Below are 15,989 nucleotides of genomic sequence, written 5' to 3'. Positions count from 1 at the left end.
TCTGCCCCGTCGCCGTCAATCAGGCGATCGCCGTCCCAGATAGCAGTAATCTCGCACCATCCGTCGTGTTGTTCAACCCTGCCTCGCCAAGGCTCGAAACTCATCGCGCATCTTGCGTTCCATGATGGATGCCACGGCTCCAAAGCCTCCGATTACGTCGCCGGAAATTTCGCGACCGTCATCGGCGGTGACTACGGCACCTTTGATTTCTGCGACGCATCTCGACGCAACAGGCTTCGAGTGGACGTCTATCGTCACAACGATCTCGTTCGGCGGAAGACTGTTGTTCGAAGTGTCCGTTATCATCACGACCCGTTTTTGCCGACGATTCTTGCTTGGTCTCCTTGCGAGACGCGCGCTTGCGAAATGCGGTCGTGCCATGCCTGGAGTTCCTCCGGCTTCCAGGGCCTGACCCGGATATTCTGGCGACGGCGCGAGCCGACCTCGTTCGCCAGCAGGCGGTCGAGATACTCGCCGGCGCGCAGCTTCATGTCGCGTGCGAAGCCGAATACGACGTCGTGGGCCTTCTGCAGCATGGCGGGGATGAAATCGATCCGGCCCGCCGCCCCGAACATGTTGTGGTCCTGCGACACCCCGTACCCAGTGGTGGCTAGCGCCGTCAGGAGCCGGTCTCGGTGCTCGAACACGGCTTGGGGGAACGCGCCGGTCTCGCCGGTGGCCGCGGGAACAAGCAGTTCAAGTCGTGGCAGCGCGATTCCCTGATCCAGCTTCTGCACTGTGATCGCGTAGAAGCCAGCGAACCAGGCGTTGTCCAGCAGCTGGGTATATGCGTTCGGGATGCGAGCCTCTGCCCAGCCGTGCTGATCGCTCGTCCGCCGTTCCGGCTCCGTCCCCGCCGCCCGGCGGATGCGGTCCTCGATCTCCCGTGCCGGCGCGCGGTCGGCAGCCCGCTCGTAGTAGCGGGAGAAGGCGGTCGTGGTCGCGTGGAACGGGCGCATGAAGATGGCGCTGCGTGCCCACGTCCCCTTCTCGTGGCGCGTGTGCGACAGCAGCCGGGACAGCAGCTGCTGGTCGGGGATCGCGTTCATTGCATCGAGCGCCCAGCTGGTCAGCGTAGTCTGGGGCGTGCCCGCTGCCTGCGAGATGACGTAGTTCAGGATCGGCCCTACCACCCTCAACTGGCTTGCCTTCACCGCACCCGCGACGGTGTGCGCGTCGTCGCGGCACTTCTGCGTCATCTCCCAGGATAGGCTCACCATCTCCCGAACGATGCGTCCGTAGGAGTCGAGCTGCGCGTAGTGGCTTGGGTCGCGATCGTTGGGGACGACGGTGCCATCGCGGATCACCACATCGGCCGGGTTCACCTCGATTTCGCCGCCCGGCATCGGCCAATGGTCCATGGCCTTGCGTGCCGCGCGGCTCTCGAGCACGTCCATGGCGTTCCATGCCGAGTGCATGTACTCAGCTTCCGACAGGTCCGGATAGAACATCGGCGACATGATGGTGTAGGCATTCTCACGCCGCTGGATGTCCTCGGGCGCGCTGGGCAGGCGCAGGAATACATCCGTCTCCCGACCCGATCGGCGCAACTTCCTGTTCAGCACGGCCGCCGCCGTATTCAACGTGATCTGAGGCGGCCCCCCGAACGCGTAATCGCCCGCAGTGCCGTCGACCGACAACAGGCCACCCTGTGTCGAACCGTCAACGCCCGCGACGATCATTCGCTCATCCACTTCCGGCACGTCGAGAAGCATGATGGCTGGTGCGTCCTCGACGCGCCGTCCGATTTCGTCGGCGAGCAGGTCGGCTGTTACCAGTGAGCGCCCGTGCTTCGCGATGTGAGCCATCCCGGCGTCCGGTGTCACTGGAATATGTATCGCATCCCGGCTGATGCCGAGGCCGTCGCGGCAGATCGCCGTCAGCATCTCGATGCAGCCCTCGCACCGGCGCTTTACACGTTCGCGCTCCGCAGCGCTGTGGTCGGCGCTGTTCGAGATGATGTCGCCAAGCACCTCTAGGTGGTCGACCAGGTCGTCCGCGTATTCGGTGATGGCGGTGATCGCCGCGTCGCGGGCGTTGATCCCCTGCAGCACGGCGGCGGCGGCGCGCCACGCTTCGGGGGGCACGGTCCGCAGCTGGCGGGACGCTTCGCGCAATACGGTCAGCGATTCGATCGGCCGCTCGGCATCCACCATCGACTGGAGATATTCCTCGTCGATCCAGGCGCCGCTGACGTCCTCCTTCGCGAAGTACAGTCTGCGGGATCCGCTCTCGTCTACGACCAGACGGCCGCTCCGCGCCAGCCGGCGACCGAGGTTGTGGAAGGCCTCCACGGTGTCGGTGCCGCCCTCGGCCTGTGCCGCGGCGTGCACGTCCTGCGCCGTCGCGCCCTCAGGACGCGAGGCCATGGTGATGAACAGCTGGCGCTTGGCGGGGCCGTCGAGACTCACTTGCCTACACCACGATCGCGCTTGACGCGCGTTGCGAAGACCGGCGGGGTGCCGCCGCCGACCGGGGTGCGGCGTTCCCGCACCTTCATCATGAAACCGTGCCGGATCTGATCGCCGTTGCCGCTGACTGCGCAGATGCCTCGGCTGAGCTTTGGCAGGGCGTCGACGAGCTCGTCGCCGAGATCGGATCGCACCCCGCCGATCGCCTTGAGCTGGTCCCGCTCCAGCGCGAAGATCATCCGGGTCTGCATGCGCTTGAGGATGCTGGCGTCCAGGTCGACCGGCGACTGGCTGGCGAGGATCAGGCCGGTTCGGCTGTGACGACCCATCCGGGCGAGTTCGCGCAGGACGTTCGAGGTGACCGTGGTCTGGCCTTCGGGCACCACGTTGTGTGCCTCGTCGATGAAGAGGACCGCCAGCCACTCGGCATCGCCCTCTTCGGGCGTGCCCTGCTCGACTCGACGCGCGCATGTACGGCCGTAGTTCTGCAGCTCGCGCGCGGCCGCTGCCGCGACCAGCCGGGTCTCGCTGAGCTGCAGGCGGCGGCAGTCCAGGCAGATCAGGCGATGCTTCTTCAGCTGTTCGATGAAGGCGAAGTTGGGCCCGATCAGTCTGCTTTCGCCGAGGCGCTTGACGCGCGCGATCGCGATCTCGGACGTCGCCTTGGTACTGCGCGAGCTCTGGCCGAACAGGGTTACCTTGGCGACGATGTCTTCGATGGTGATGTCATCGGCTTTCCCGGTCGTCAGTTCCTCCTGAATACGTTGCGTGCGCAGCGCGTCATGGGCGCTTTCGATCAGCTCGGCGTACTGACGGCCAAGATCGACCTGCGGCGTAATTGACGCCAGTTCCTGGCCGGTGATACGGTTGAGGGCGAGCCCGAAGCTGTTCTTGTCCGGCAGCGATATGACCTTCCCTCCGAGGGCCTCAACGGCGTCGACCATCTCGCCGTTGACGTCGAGGATGATGCCGGGGACGTCCCAGTCGGACATCTCCTCGATGATGGTCCCGGACGCGTAGCTCTTACCCTTGCCCGGATTGCCGAAGACGCCGATGTGGAGCTGCAGGATCTCGGGGCTGAGCGTCATTGGGGATGTGGTCCCGAGCAGCGTGCCGAGGTTGAGCCCCTTCGAGGGATGGTCGAGCCCGCCCAGGGCGGCTGTCACCAGATCGTCGGGCAGCCGCACCGCAACGTCGCCGGCGCGGCAGAGCATTTCCGGAGCGCTGGCCCCGGCGCCGGCCGGCACGCCGGGCGAGGTGTCCAGGTCTTCGATCGTCTTGCAGGTCGCCACGCGGAAGATGCGGGTTGAACTCTCCTCGTTGGAAGCGACGGGACCGAGTTCGAGAGCGCGCCGGGTGTGGGCCAGCTCGGGGGTCTCGTTGGGATTGTGCTCCTTGCAGTCGTCGACCTGAATTACCGTCAGGACATCGCCCTTGCCACGCCGACCGTGCCATACCGCGAGGAACTCGCCTGGGCGAACGTCACGCCCCGGCTCGAGCAGAATCGCGAGCTTCTGGAACGACGGCCCGCCTTCGGACTGTACGACCATCCCGACGCGGGAGAAGCGGTCCGATGGCTGTGGCTCGGCACCACCGTTCGGGTTGGATGGGACGATCTCGACGACACTGGACACGCGTAACCTCCGCCTTCTTGAGCTAACAAGATAAGCGTTAGTGTTAGTAAGCGCAATAGGCTTGGTTAACGTTCGCTCACAGCAACCTCATCAGCGCGTCAAAGCTCGTATCCGCGAGAGCCTTGTCGAGCGCGTTACCGATCATCCAAGTGTTCGCCTCGGCGGCGCCACCGGGGAACGAGAAATCGTCCTCGAAGCCCTGCAGTCGGGCAGCTTCGCGAACTGTTAGCGATCTGTTGGCGGTTGGGTGCCAGAAGCGCCCGCTCCCTGCGTTCGAGAAGTAGCGGGTCAGCGTCTTGGCCAGGCCGTCGCCGTGAAGCCGGCCGTAGGCTGCGCCATGATAGCGTCCGCCCGTGTCGAGCTGGCCGCCTTCAGGCACCGTGGCCATCTGTGCGAGCATCGCTGGCCCATGGGCGTAGGGCACGTGGGCGAGCGCGAGCGCACCCGGGCTGCCGGTCGCTGGCAGGTCGCCTATCGTGTCCGACAGCTTTGGGGTTGGTAGCACGATGTTGATGTCGCGGTGGAAGGTCGTGTCGAGGACCGGGGCCGCCCGCCGGGCACTGCTTGTCGTGCCGAGCAGGGCATCGTCGCGATCCTCGGCATCACGCACCTTTCCGAGCGCATAGTCGAAATACTTCCCGATGGGTGCATGGGTCGGGGAAGGCAACGACACGGACAGCCCGCTGCCTCTGCCACGCCGGCCGACGACCACCAGGCGCTGTCGAGCCTGTGCGCTGCCATATTCGGCAGCGTTAAGGACGGCCGCTGACATCTCGTATCCCGCGCCCTCGATGATACGGCGGAAAGTCGCGAACTGCTCCGAGATGGCGGCGAGGGGCACGTTCTCCATTGCGAAGCCGAGCGGGCGAAGCGTCCGGATGGTCCGCGCGAACTTCACGATGTGGTCATTGCGGGGATCGTCGGTTTCGCGCCGACCACTCTCGCTGAAACCCTGACACGGCGGACAGCCGAGGAGGATGTCGATCTTGCCCTGTGCCTTGCGCTCGATTTCGGCGGCAGACGCGTTTTTGAGATCGATCAGCGCGTAAGGGCTGCCCTCGTGATTGGCGAGGTAGGTCTCCCGGGCCTTGTGGCTCAGGTCGGCAAGAAGCGCCACCTCGAACTCTGGGCGCGAGCGGTACGGCTCGATGCTGCGGCCGGTTCCGGCATACAGCTCAACCACCCGCAGCTTTCGTTTGATCGCCACCATGACAGTAGTATAAGACAGGAATATTCCAAATGGAAGGGCCATGGTGGCGGAATCGGGCAGCGAGTTGGCGGCAGCGAAGAAGGCGATCAGGTCCATGCTGGACGAGAATCCGCGCCCTACCCAGACGCAGATCGCGGCGGCGACCGGGCTTACACAGAGCTACGTGGCGAAGATCAACGGATGCACCTTCAAGAGGATCAACGCCGGCATTCGAAAAGTCCTGGAATATTCCAAACTGCAGCCCGCTGAGCGCGCGAGCGCCGAAGCAAGGGCGCGAGGTCTAGCGGATCGGATCAGCGCGGGCGCGGGACGGCTGGCGGCGCGCGATGCCGATCTCGCCGAGGCGGTCGCGGACTTCATCGATCGGGTGTCGCGGAGCGGCCCGGCATGATGCGCCTGATGCCGTTGGCGCCGAAGCCCCCGTGGCAACTGATCTGATTGGGCAGACCCACGATGGAGTGCGCCCAACTCGACGACCGCCATGAATATGACTATGACTATGACTATCGTTGCGGACACTTGAGCTAGTGCAGGTCCCTCGCCGTCAAACGCTCCAGGGCCGCGCTGGGGGGCGCCCGGTCAATGTCGCGAACCTCTCGGCGAGCGTGCCGGTCAGCACTTCGAGCCCTTCACCGTTGGCGAGATAGGTGCTGTAGCGGTGATGCCGTAGATCGAAGGGAATGTCGTCCGGCTGCTGGGTGATGGGCACGACGTGCTTGCCAAGCACGTGGGCGATGCCTGCCTCGTAGAACACGTTCGGATTTTTGCCGGTGAAGTCGCACACCACGATAGTCGAGCGGTATATCAGGGAAAAAATGTCCTGGATGACGACACTGTTCTCCCACATGTTGTCGGCGCGCTTGCAGGTCAGGCCGACCTGGGCGGCGGCCTTTCGGATCGCTGCATGGACGGCGTCGAACCGGACGTCGAATGGCATCATCACCGCTACCAAGCTGGGGTCAGGCTGATCGGCGGGGACCTCGAATACCGACGGCGTGATGTAGATCCGGCGCCCGCTGCCGGCGGAACTGGATGCGTTCTCGCCACCGCCATCGACACCACCGTCCACATAGTCGGCGATGCGTTTCAGGTTGCCCGGATCGCGCTCGACCATAGCCAGCAATACCTGGAAGACCGCGCCTTCGTAATCTGCGTCCCCCCACTGCAATGCGCGGAGCAGGCGCCCATGGTTGCGGACGGCGTCCAACGCATTGGTAAGCGCGCCTAATTCAAACCAATTGTTGGCGGTGAAACGTTCTGCCACGAGGCGTTTCAGGTCGAGGATACGCCGGCCTGCGGCTTCATTCGGCATCATCTCTGGGCCTCATCACTTGTCAGCGGCATAACGATATCAACGAAGAACGCGTCGCCGCGCCAGTCGTGCTTCACCCCCGCAGCACCGGCATACTTGCCCTTGGCAAGTATCCGCTCGTTGCCGTCTATCTCGATACGGACCGCTAGGTCATGACTGTCTGGCTCGTCGTCCGCCAATCCGAGCGCGCGTCGCGATAGCATCACCGACCCATCCGGCCGAACTGCTCCTTCGATCACATATGTCGCTATCGGAGTAACGGTCTCTCCCGCCGAGTAGAGGGCGCGTTCGGGGAGGAATGATACGGTTACCGTCGCTCGCGGCAGGTCGGGCGGTAGCGGGAAGGCCTTCGGCAGCACCCGTCGGACTCGCAGCTCGTCCGGCCTGCGCCAGTTGTCATACTGCTCGAAGCCCATCCGATTCCAGAAACCAAGCGATGTCTCGGGTGCGCACTGACCCTCGAGGACGTTGACGTCGTCGCGCACTGCACGTTCGAGCGAGGCCTGGAACAGGGCGGTGCCATAACCGCCGCCGCGGCAATCATGGCGCACCGATACGATGTCCGCAGCGTGATCTCCGACTTGGAAGGCGACAGCCTGATCGTTCTCACGGATCACCCAAAGCTCGCCATCATCGTGCGCTCGCGCGATGATGTTGCGGTTGCTCCAGAACCCCGAACCGTGCTGTTGGTGTTCGCGCTGCAGCCAATCGAGAACGAAGTCGCGATCAGCGTCGGTGCTCTTAACGACATCCGCCGCGCTGGGCGTAGCTGGGGTCACGCCGCAAGCCCTGGGAAGGTGGTACGCCCTCGTTCGCCCAGCTGCCAGAGGATGTCGATAGACTGCAGGTAGGCAACGACGACCGGCTCGTCATCCGCGATGATGCCGGCGGCATTGGTCAGTCGGCCGTCGTTCGCGGGGTCACGGTGGAACGTCCCGAATCGTACATCCCACACGTCGTGATCGACGTCTTGGACGATGGCACCAACCGCCTCGACATAGCCGGGCTCGTCGAGCTCGATCGGTCCCGCGCCGTGGGCGAGAAGGACCGTCATGTTGCCCTTGCGCTCACCGATGAAGACCACTGGCCACAGCAGGCCCGCGAGGTGCAGCCGCTCGATCACCCCGATGATGCGCTCGTCGTGGTCTTCGTCCCATATGACCGCGAAGTCGTGCAGTCGGCCGCGCTTGCTCTCTTCGCCGCTTAACGTGTGCCACTGAACGCTACGGAAAATAGAGTGGTGTGCGCCGCGTCCAATGGCCCCAACGGGCGCGTCCTGGTCGTGAAGGCACGAAATCAGATGGGAATATTGGTGCTGGTTCAAGGCTCTCTCCCGGTCGAGGATCATCGCGGCTTCCGCCGCCGCGCTTCGGCTTTCGGCCGACGCGCGACGCGGTGATACGCGATAGCGCGTGCCGTTAGAAGTCCATGAGGCAGTCCTTCGACAGCGTCCGCGATCGCCTAGCGAGATGATGGGAGCCGCCATCCGGGAACGCGCTCTGGCGGGGCCTGATCGCATGGCTATGCGTCGCTTCAGCAACGGTTGAGGATCGCGGCAGCGAATCCTGCGTCACCCTGACGATCGGTGACGAAGATTGGGTGGATCGGCAGGTTGCCGGTCAACATTCGCTTGGCGACCGCGTGTGCCGTCATTGGTCTAGTCTAGAGCTTGGCTTGGCGTCCTCTATGATGGCGGTCACCTTCTCGGCGACCTCGGCCAGCGTCGCAGTAAGTCTATTCAGTTCGGTAGTTTCGGTCGCGACCGGATCGTATCGTGTGGTGAGATACTCCCGCCGCTCGGACAGCGCCATCAGATGCGCCATCGTGCGCTTCCGCAGGATAAGGCGTGTGCTGATCGCCAGCTGGGTACGGGATGCAATGTCATGGTGCATCCGCCGGAGGTCCACAGCCTCGCGGCCAGTCGCAAGCAACAGGGCGTCGAGATAAAGCTCGATCGCGTGGATAGCTACGAACCGGTATGGCGCGCGGGTTATCGGATCACCTCTTCGCCCAACGCCGAGCAGGGCATCGGCCGCCTGTCGGTGGGGAGTCAGCAAGATCCGCGATCTGCCGAGCAGTGGCGGTCTCCCCCGGAAAGAACTTCTGACCTTCTAAAGACATCCGATCGGATTACGGTTGAATAAAACAACGAACTCTAAAGCAGCACTGGCAGCGGTTGCTCGTTGCGCCGCGCGGCGCGGCCGCTCAGAACCGTGCCTCGGATAGCTAGGCGAACACGGGGGGGATACATGCTGACCGACATCAGCAGGGCGCTTGCACTGATCACGGACTGCTCAGATCCGGAGAAGCTTAAGAAAATGGCGGCCAACGCGCGTCGTCTGGGCGAAACGGACATTGAACGCGCGGCATCGCTGAAGCTGTACTCGGTAATGCCATCCGCAGAACCCGGTACTCTGGAGCACGACGTTTGGCGCAGCATCTACGCCCTAGAAGGCGCGCTGAAGGATGAGCGCGGAAAGACGACCATGCTCGGCCGGACGCGACAGAAGGTCGCCCGTGACGGCGAGGCCAAGACCGTGGCAGACCTCGTTCGGGGGACGCCATCTGACGGGTTCCGCATGTTAATGGAGCGCGACATGGAAGACCATACGTTCGAGGCGGTGGCCCTTCGCCATCGCAACCGCTTCGACGACGACATACTGGCAGCTGCGTCGGCAAGGCTTGGCTCGCCGGATGGAGCTGCATCGCCAGGGATTGCACCGACGCATGAGTGACGCCTCCCACGCAGCGGCTTCCGCCCCCGATCCAGTCGGCACAGTGATGACGTCCACGAAGAAGAGCTGCATATTCTGCGGCGCCGCCTTCGCCGGCCAGAAGCGCAATTTCGAGCACATCATCCCGGCCTGGCTGGTCAGGGAGGCGGATCTCCGCAGTCGAGACATGCAGGTGGAATTGCCCGGGATCTCGCGGAAGGTCGCGATGAGCCGCATTGGGCTGAAGGTGTGCAAGGGCTGCAACGATGCGGATAGCGACCTCGAGGCCCGAGCTAAGGAGGCCTATCTTGCGGTAAAGGGCGGTGAAGATCTTTCCGACGCGCACATCTATGCGATGCTCGACTGGCTCGACAAGGTGCGGATCGGCCTATGGCTCTGGCTCATAGAGCAGGTCGGCGAAGAGTTCAGGACAGGCGCGCCCAAGTTCCGCATAAACGGTCGGCTCGGGCGCAAGGATCGACTTCTGCTTATTCAGCGGTATCCCGAAGGGCCGCCGATGCGCGGGCTTGCGTTACAAGGACTCGGCGAGTTCTATATTGGTCTGCCAAGCGCCATTGGGTTATTGGTCAACAACATCTCGCTGACCAGCATATCGTCGGATTTTCTTGCTTTAAGACACATCCGAAATGTCCGCGTGCTCCAATCCTCTACCATGGGCGACCTAACCGGCTTCTCGCTGGTGCCCGATGCAGTGGATGAACCGAGGCTCAAGCTGCTCGGTGGAGCGTCGACGTTCGCGCAATGCATCTTGCCGGACGCGGACTTCGCAGAGTTTGACATCCCCGTGCACGCTTCGAGTTCACGCGAGCCGGGCTGGTCCGTGAGCCCAGTCCTGCGGCTGGACGGGAACTTGCGGGAAGCCGCCCCGGCGACCGCGTCCGTGCCCGTCTTCACAGGAAACGTGGCCGCGAATTCAGTCCTGATGGAGCGCAATGTTTATGAGGCGGCCGCCTTCCTGATCAGGGATCTGCAGCGTGCCGATAACCACGAGCTAGACACAGAGGCGAAGGAAGCACTTTCAACGGATTTGCGGAACGCGCTCGCGTCAGTCGAGGCGGGCAGGCGGGAGCTAGGGATGGAATACCAGTCTTTAACCGGGCTGCAGCTGCCTTGAGCCGCGCCTAGGCGAGCGACAGGTAAATGTTCGGCCTCGCCAGGGGAAGGTCACTTTTAATCTCGCGGCTCCATCGAGGTGAGCATCAACAAGCGAAAGTGGGCAACCTCGCGGTTCGCTGGAACGGTCACGATCCTGTAGCTGGGAGGTCAGTCGGCCATCGCCGGCTCCCAGATGCCAGCCAAGTAGAAAAAGTTTCCCCGTCGAGGGTGACGCGGTAGCGCGTAGCACGGGCCGTGATATGGAACTCGGACGCCGCGATCAGGCACCGATGGCTTGGGAATGTCCGCCCCTCCGAACGGAACGATATGACTCACCAGCGCCGAACCGGGAGTCGGAGCCCCAGTTCGCCTCGACCATTTCGATCTCCTGACCATCTCTCGGGTTTCGCCGGATGATGGCGCGGCGGTCGCCGAGGGGCGCGTCCGCATTGAAGGGTGTCGGCCTCGGGTCCATTGATGAAACCTAGTGAAACGATGGCGACCGGCAAGAAGAGGTGTGCTGACCGTGTGCAATGATTACCGACTCGAGGTCGACATCGTCTCAATCGCCGCGGACTTTTCCGACCTTATGTCGGCGGCGGTCGCGACACGGTAGGGCTGGATGTCGTTCACGGTGCGTGACGGCGCGGGCGGGACCTGCGCGAAGGCGTTCGCCGCAGGCAATGCCAGCGACGCTGCGATCATGGCTGGCCATAGTCCTCCACCCATGCGAGCCTCCTAGGTTGAAGTTAACCGCAGCTCCGGCGCGTGGAAACTAGTTCCGACATGGTGTCGACCTAGGATGTGGATGTCGAAGGCGGCTTCCTAGCGCGACCGGGGCTGCTAAGCAGGGCGATGTTTCAAGAATTCGCTCACGCCCTCGGCGGCTACGACTTCGCGTCGAAGGTGGCGCTCGCCATGGTGCCGCTATTCGGCGTCATCGGTGGCGCGCTCGCATCCTGGTGGGTCGCAGGACGCAATGTCTACATCAACAGCATCACCGCGGAACGGTCCAAGTGGCTGGAGAAGCTGCGGACCAGCATATCGACGTTCCAGGGTGCGATCTCGACCTACAACTTTCGGCACAACATGCCCGACGTTGTTGAGACGACCGACGCGACCGATACGAGCGACGTGATCAAGACCAACGCGGCTGTGGATCAGACCAAGCTGTACGAGCAGTTGGAGCGCGCGACGCAGCTCGCATCCAACATCCAGTTACAGCTGAACCCCGAAGGTGCCGTCGATAAGAATATCATTGCTCTAGTACGGGGTCTTTCGATTGCGCGTCACGGCAGCAACCGGGCACTGACCGCGGTCGACGACTTGCTAACGCTGCACTCGCAGTGGCTGCTGAAGGCGGAATGGCAGAAGGTGAAGTGGGAGGCGGGCGGTTTCTGGTACCGGCTCTGGAACTGGTTCGACGAGGATAACCGGCGCGTCGCCTATAAGGCGTTCGTGCGTGGGCGGGGTGCAATCCGCGAGCCGCTGCTCGCCCTCGGCGGCTCCGCGGACCTGGATTGGCGAAGTGGTGGCCCTAACCCGAAACTGGTTACGGAAAAGGCGCCGTGCTGGCTTCGGAAGCCCAAGCCTGCCCCTGCAACAGTGCCACCGGCAATTTAGCACGCCGCCGACTTCGACTGGACCCAAGCGCTCGGCTGAGCGCTGCTCAGATTTCTTTAAGTCGGGTTGCCAAGTGCCGCATGAGTGCCGCATCAGTGCGCGTACTCGTCTGGTGGGTGTCCTCATGATCATGGTCGCGATCGGCTGGCCGATGATCCTGCTGTCGCACGGATGGACAAGAACGGGCTTGGACGTCGCCCTTATCACCACCGCTTGGGAGGTAATGAGGTCAGGCGGGAAGAGGTGGATGTGATCGTCGCGATAACTAAACATTAGTCCCGCGAGATTAGTATTCCCAAAAGTGCAAACGGAGACGTGCAACTATGTTCGACGAAGAAGACGTACCGGATTACAGCAACGGCTGAACCAGTGAACAAGCCGGTCGACGCCCGGGCCATCTGGTCCGAACAGCTGGATCGCGGTTGGCATGGAGTGAAGGTCGCTGACTGGGCCGGCCTCTATCTGCCGGCGAAACTGGACGCCGACATCCGCTTCCTCGACCTGCTCGTTGAGAAGGTGCCAACCTTCGCACGTGTTGCCCAGCGGCGCCGGCGCGAGGCAGTCGGCGATCTCATGCGCGATCAGTATCTACTTCCGTGGACAAGGAAGAAGTGCCCGCAGTTCTTCACCGAGGAACGTGCAGGTCAGATGCTCGATCTCAAGGATGTCGAGCATGGCTTTCCGGTCGCCCAGGTCAAGTCGCTGGTGCTGATGGCACTCGAATCTGGTGACGTTGAGCAGGCCCGCAAGCGCCTAATTTATTGCTGGCTGATCCCGACGATCAATTGCACGAGCATCACGCATCGTGCGCTCCCGGCACGCTGCGAGGACTTCGACCGCCCGCTCGACCGGTACTCGAATTGCCACGAGAAACTGCAGGTTCTCGCGCAGCAGCACTTCCAGGGCGTTGCGATGACCCTCCACCGATACGACGGCGCCGTCATCGACCCCGATAAGTACAGCCGGTTGCAGATGCTCGACGACCTTCGCGTGATCGAGCAGCTCCGTCCCATTATCGATGGCCTGGACGGGCTGACATTCCCGACCCCGGACGAGGAATTGGCCTATACGAAACGGATGACCGATCGCGCGAGGAAGCCTGAAGCCTGATCAACCAGAGGTACGCCGATGGGCCGGTGAGGGACGGTACATCGGACGCCTTCCGCGCCGGATCCGCTACCGTTCCCTTTGCTAAATTCCTAGTCGCACGCGGCCGAGTTCGTAGTGGGTGGCGGGGTGTGTGGTCGGCGGTGTTCACACTTGGGGTGGCGACTGCAACCGACGAAGGTCGCTCCCCCTGCATCGACGCGGTCCGTCAGTTCGCCGGTTATGCAAACCGGGCACTGCCAGAGCCTCGTGCCGTCTATGCTCTCGAACCGTACGTCATCGCCGGCGAGATCGCATAGCTCCGCTATGTATCGGGAGGGCTGATCTCGGTCATAAAGCAGGAACGTGCCGCGACTGGCCCGGGTCAGCGCGACGTAGAACAGCCTGCGCTCCTCCGCATACTCGAAGGTCTCGGGGCGCGGAATCACGAGATTGAGCAGCTCGTCGTCCTCGATACGGCTCGGCACCCCGTAGTCACCCTCGCTCACGTGGAGCAGGATTGTGTAATCCGCCTCCAGGCCCTTCGAACTGTGGAACGACTTGCCCGTCACCTCGATGTTGGCGAACTCAGGGGATGCGCTTTGGAACGGATTGAGCAGGTTGTAGCGCCACAGCACCAGCACCTTCAGCTTGTGCCCGTCGCGTTGCCGCCAATGCCCGGCGTTCCCGGACAGGAAGGAGTCAAGACGGTCGAGCACCTGATGGCATGCTTCTGCGAAGCTCGACTTGTTCTTGCCCGCCTTGACCGGGATCGCCCGGATAGAGCGCGGGATCGCCGGACGGGAGGATCGGACCGTCTTCGTCAGCTGTGCCGGGTTCCTCTGGATGAACGCCGAGGCCGCGTCGGCCAGCGTCTGGTTGCAGCGGTACGTGCTTTCCAGCCGCCCCTGCCAGGATGCCCCGAAGTTTTCCTCGAACTGGGTGAAGATGGTCAGGTCCGAACCGGTGAAGCGGTAGATCGACTGCCAGTCGTCCCCGACCGCGAACAGCTTCGTGAACGGCTTCTGGTGCTTCAGCGCCTTGATCAGCTTGGCGCGTGGGCCCGAGATGTCCTGGAACTCGTCGACGAGGATTAGCGAGAACGGGCTGCGATACCGACCGGTCTCGATCAGTTTGACCGCATCCCCAATCATCGAGTCGAAGTCGATGCAGCGCTGCGCGTCCAGCTTGCGGGTGTAGACGTCCTTGATCTTCGACACGACCCTGGCGAAGCGCTGGGCCCGGTTGGGATCGTGCAGCGACTTCGCCTTCTCCAGGAGCATGTCCAGCGACAGGCCGCTCGCCCGTATGTGCTTGATGCATACGCCGATGATCTTCTTGTAGTGGGCCAGCACCACGGGCCTGGTCGCCTTCAGCACCTCCTCGTGCGGCCGTTCGACCAGCGCGATCTCCCGATGCTCGAGTTCGGCGCGTAAGCGGTCCAACAGCGACCCATCGCTTGCCTCCGCCGACGTCGTCTCGAACAGGTCGGCGCCGAGTCTCGCGTAGGCAGCCCGCTTGAGACGGGCGTGCTCGACGTAGTTCTCGAACGGCGACGTCCCGTCCGCACCGATCGCGAAATGCTCGTGGATCGTCTTCGATGCTGGATAGTAGAAGTCGGGCTTCAGCCAGCGGGCCGTCCCGTCCTCGTCGCGCGTCTCGGTCTGGCGCTCGTACTCGAACTCCACCGTCTGCAGCCACAGCCAGTTGACGATGCGCTGCTCCTCCAGCGACTGGACGTAGATGCCCGGGTAGGTTGCGATCTCCTCGGGGCGCTTGCCGTCGTTGTCGGCCATGTAGTTGCGGTATTCCTCCGCCGTCCTGAGCTCGGCCGGCGGAATGTGCGCCTTCGGGAAGAGGAGGAGGATTTCGATCCAGAGCCGGCGGAACTCCTCGTCCGTGTCGACGAGCTCCTTGATGATGTCATCGACGAAGCGTGCCTCGCCCGCGGGCTTCTCGGCCCAGTTCACCATCTGCGGCGGACGCCCCTCGACCTCCTTGATGATGCTGAGCCCCAGCGCGTGGAACGTGGTCACCCGGCACTTCAGCTCGCTTGGCTTCAGTCCGAGTTGCCGGGCGATCCCCTCCTTCAGTTCCTCCGCTGCCGGCTTGCCGAACGCCATGACGAGGATCTCGCTTGGATCGTGCAACTGCTTCTCGAGGACGTAGGCGACCTTGCCCACCATCGTCGCAGACTTTCCCGAGCCGGCCGATGCGACGAGGAGATTGCTGTCCTCCAGCCTGATGCATGCCTCGCGCTGCTCGCCGGAGAGAGGGAAATCACCGAGGCTGTCGAAGAATGGAGCGAAGGCATCCAGCTCGTGGATGACGAACGCCTCGTTGTAGCGCCGGCGGGCTTCTGGGTCGGTCAGCAGGCCGATAGCGCTCGGCAGGTGCCGCCGCACGGTTGCGGGCATTAGTGCGGCGTCGAACAGGGGATGCGAAAGGGCTCGCGCAGCGTTGCCCGGCACTGCGGCGATGGCGCGACCGATGTCGGATTGAGCCAGATACTGCCGCTGGGAATCAACGATGGCACCGACGATCCTGTCGACCTCGCGGAGTTGATGCTTGTCGTGGTCGATCAATCTGGCGAGATGGCCGTTGACGAAGGTGTGAAGGTCATCCCGCAGACGTCGAGCAGCATTGCCGGTCAGGCCGGTCAGCGTCTCGACGCCAGAGGAGCTTCGGATTTCGACTGCATGCCAAAGCAGGGCGCTGGTCGTCTCGATAGCGGTGACGTCAAGACACGGAATCTCGGCACTATCCAGTGTCATTCGCGTGTCTCGTCGGGGATCGAGCGTGAGTTTCCAGTCGCCGGCTAGGAACAGCCGAGCCCATATGCCGGGACGATATGACCGGGCACGGCCGAGCATCCGTATCCCC

14 protein-coding genes are annotated in these 15,989 nt (G+C 63.2%); 5 read left to right on the top strand and 9 right to left on the bottom strand.

From position 1 onward, the window contains the following. Positions 1-305 precede the first annotated feature (305 nt). The 3 genes from ASG20_RS10935 to ASG20_RS10925 form a co-directional block, all read right to left on the bottom strand. Positions 306-2,411 carry a hypothetical protein gene (locus ASG20_RS10935; protein ID WP_056051921.1) on the bottom strand — a complete coding sequence of 702 codons (2,106 nt, stop codon included), beginning with the start codon at positions 2,409-2,411 and terminating at the stop codon, positions 306-308. Next, positions 2,408-4,045, bottom strand: coding sequence for an ATP-binding protein (locus tag ASG20_RS10930; RefSeq protein WP_156364236.1), 1,638 nt, complete (start codon positions 4,043-4,045; stop codon positions 2,408-2,410). Before ASG20_RS10930 ends, ASG20_RS10935 begins: the two co-directional genes overlap by 4 nt. A gap of 76 nt (positions 4,046-4,121) precedes the next feature. Next, on the bottom strand, positions 4,122-5,351 hold the full coding sequence (locus ASG20_RS10925; protein ID WP_082470893.1) for a DNA cytosine methyltransferase: 1,230 nt from the start codon (positions 5,349-5,351) through the stop codon (positions 4,122-4,124). On the opposite strand from ASG20_RS10925, the gene ASG20_RS10920 reads away from it, so the two are divergent. Beyond that, the gene (locus ASG20_RS10920) at positions 5,350-5,646 is read left to right on the top strand and encodes a hypothetical protein (protein ID WP_082470892.1); all 297 of its coding nucleotides are present in this window, start codon (positions 5,350-5,352) and stop codon (positions 5,644-5,646) included. The genes ASG20_RS10925 and ASG20_RS10920 overlap by 2 nt on opposite strands. Before the next feature lie 153 nt (positions 5,647-5,799). Here the strand turns inward: ASG20_RS10920 and ASG20_RS10915 are convergent, their stop codons facing one another. From ASG20_RS10915 to ASG20_RS10900, 4 genes are all read right to left on the bottom strand, one after another. Further along, positions 5,800-6,570: a hypothetical protein gene (locus ASG20_RS10915; RefSeq protein ID WP_201780720.1), complete on the bottom strand. Its 771-nt coding sequence runs from the start codon at positions 6,568-6,570 to the stop codon at positions 5,800-5,802. Further along, on the bottom strand, positions 6,567-7,346 hold the full coding sequence (locus ASG20_RS10910; RefSeq protein WP_056051909.1) for a GNAT family N-acetyltransferase: 780 nt from the start codon (positions 7,344-7,346) through the stop codon (positions 6,567-6,569). The genes ASG20_RS10915 and ASG20_RS10910 overlap by 4 nt, the downstream gene beginning before the upstream one ends. Then, the gene (locus tag ASG20_RS10905) at positions 7,343-7,915 is read right to left on the bottom strand and encodes a hypothetical protein (protein ID WP_082470891.1); all 573 of its coding nucleotides are present in this window, start codon (positions 7,913-7,915) and stop codon (positions 7,343-7,345) included. The genes ASG20_RS10910 and ASG20_RS10905 overlap by 4 nt, the downstream gene beginning before the upstream one ends. Before the next feature lie 301 nt (positions 7,916-8,216). Continuing rightward, positions 8,217-8,624, bottom strand: a complete 408-nt coding sequence (locus ASG20_RS10900; protein WP_201780719.1) for a hypothetical protein — start codon at positions 8,622-8,624, stop codon at positions 8,217-8,219. A gap of 192 nt (positions 8,625-8,816) precedes the next feature. Here ASG20_RS10900 and ASG20_RS10895 point away from each other — a divergent pair, with 192 nt between their 5' ends. After that, positions 8,817-9,302 (top strand): hypothetical protein, encoded by a 486-nt coding sequence (locus tag ASG20_RS10895; RefSeq protein ID WP_056051906.1) that lies wholly within the window; start codon positions 8,817-8,819, stop codon positions 9,300-9,302. Continuing rightward, positions 9,295-10,416, top strand: coding sequence for a hypothetical protein (locus ASG20_RS10890; RefSeq protein ID WP_156364232.1), 1,122 nt, complete (start codon positions 9,295-9,297; stop codon positions 10,414-10,416). Before ASG20_RS10895 ends, ASG20_RS10890 begins: the two co-directional genes overlap by 8 nt. Before the next feature lie 518 nt (positions 10,417-10,934). On the opposite strand, the gene ASG20_RS19385 is transcribed toward ASG20_RS10890, so the two are convergent. Next, entirely contained in the window at positions 10,935-11,102 is a 168-nt protein-coding gene (locus tag ASG20_RS19385) for a hypothetical protein (protein WP_156364230.1), read from the bottom strand. A gap of 150 nt (positions 11,103-11,252) precedes the next feature. Here ASG20_RS19385 and ASG20_RS10885 point away from each other — a divergent pair, with 150 nt between their 5' ends. Then, positions 11,253-12,020, top strand: a complete 768-nt coding sequence (locus tag ASG20_RS10885; protein WP_156364228.1) for a hypothetical protein — start codon at positions 11,253-11,255, stop codon at positions 12,018-12,020. A gap of 369 nt (positions 12,021-12,389) precedes the next feature. After that, a complete protein-coding gene (locus tag ASG20_RS10880; protein ID WP_056051897.1) occupies positions 12,390-13,130 on the top strand; it encodes a hypothetical protein in 741 nt (246 codons plus the stop codon). Between the two features lie 89 nt (positions 13,131-13,219). Here ASG20_RS10880 and ASG20_RS10875 read toward each other — a convergent pair whose 3' ends face one another. Then, the gene (locus tag ASG20_RS10875; RefSeq protein ID WP_056051894.1) at positions 13,220-15,979 is read right to left on the bottom strand and encodes a UvrD-helicase domain-containing protein; all 2,760 of its coding nucleotides are present in this window, start codon (positions 15,977-15,979) and stop codon (positions 13,220-13,222) included. Positions 15,980-15,989: the final 10 nt, after the last annotated feature.

It is taken from the genome of Sphingomonas sp. Leaf198, from assembly GCF_001424005.1.
In the GTDB taxonomy this organism is placed as follows: domain Bacteria; phylum Pseudomonadota; class Alphaproteobacteria; order Sphingomonadales; family Sphingomonadaceae; genus Sphingomonas.
The sequence above is the reverse complement of the archived record's forward strand: the minus strand, read 5'-3'. Positions and strand labels throughout refer to the sequence as shown.

Coding starts and splice junctions, on each gene's coding strand:
- ASG20_RS10920 (WP_082470892.1), top strand. CDS start 5,350: ATGCTGGACGAGAATCCGCGCCCTACCCAGACGCAGATCGCGGCGGCG.
- ASG20_RS10925 (WP_082470893.1), bottom strand. CDS start 5,351: ATGGACCTGATCGCCTTCTTCGCTGCCGCCAACTCGCTGCCCGATTCC.
- ASG20_RS10915 (WP_201780720.1), bottom strand. CDS start 6,570: ATGATGCCGAATGAAGCCGCAGGCCGGCGTATCCTCGACCTGAAACGC.
- ASG20_RS10905 (WP_082470891.1), bottom strand. CDS start 7,915: ATGATCCTCGACCGGGAGAGAGCCTTGAACCAGCACCAATATTCCCAT.
- ASG20_RS10895 (WP_056051906.1), top strand. CDS start 8,817: ATGCTGACCGACATCAGCAGGGCGCTTGCACTGATCACGGACTGCTCA.
- ASG20_RS10890 (WP_156364232.1), top strand. CDS start 9,295: ATGAGTGACGCCTCCCACGCAGCGGCTTCCGCCCCCGATCCAGTCGGC.
- ASG20_RS19385 (WP_156364230.1), bottom strand. CDS start 11,102: ATGATCGCAGCGTCGCTGGCATTGCCTGCGGCGAACGCCTTCGCGCAG.
- ASG20_RS10885 (WP_156364228.1), top strand. CDS start 11,253: ATGTTTCAAGAATTCGCTCACGCCCTCGGCGGCTACGACTTCGCGTCG.
- ASG20_RS10875 (WP_056051894.1), bottom strand. CDS start 15,979: ATGCTCGGCCGTGCCCGGTCATATCGTCCCGGCATATGGGCTCGGCTG.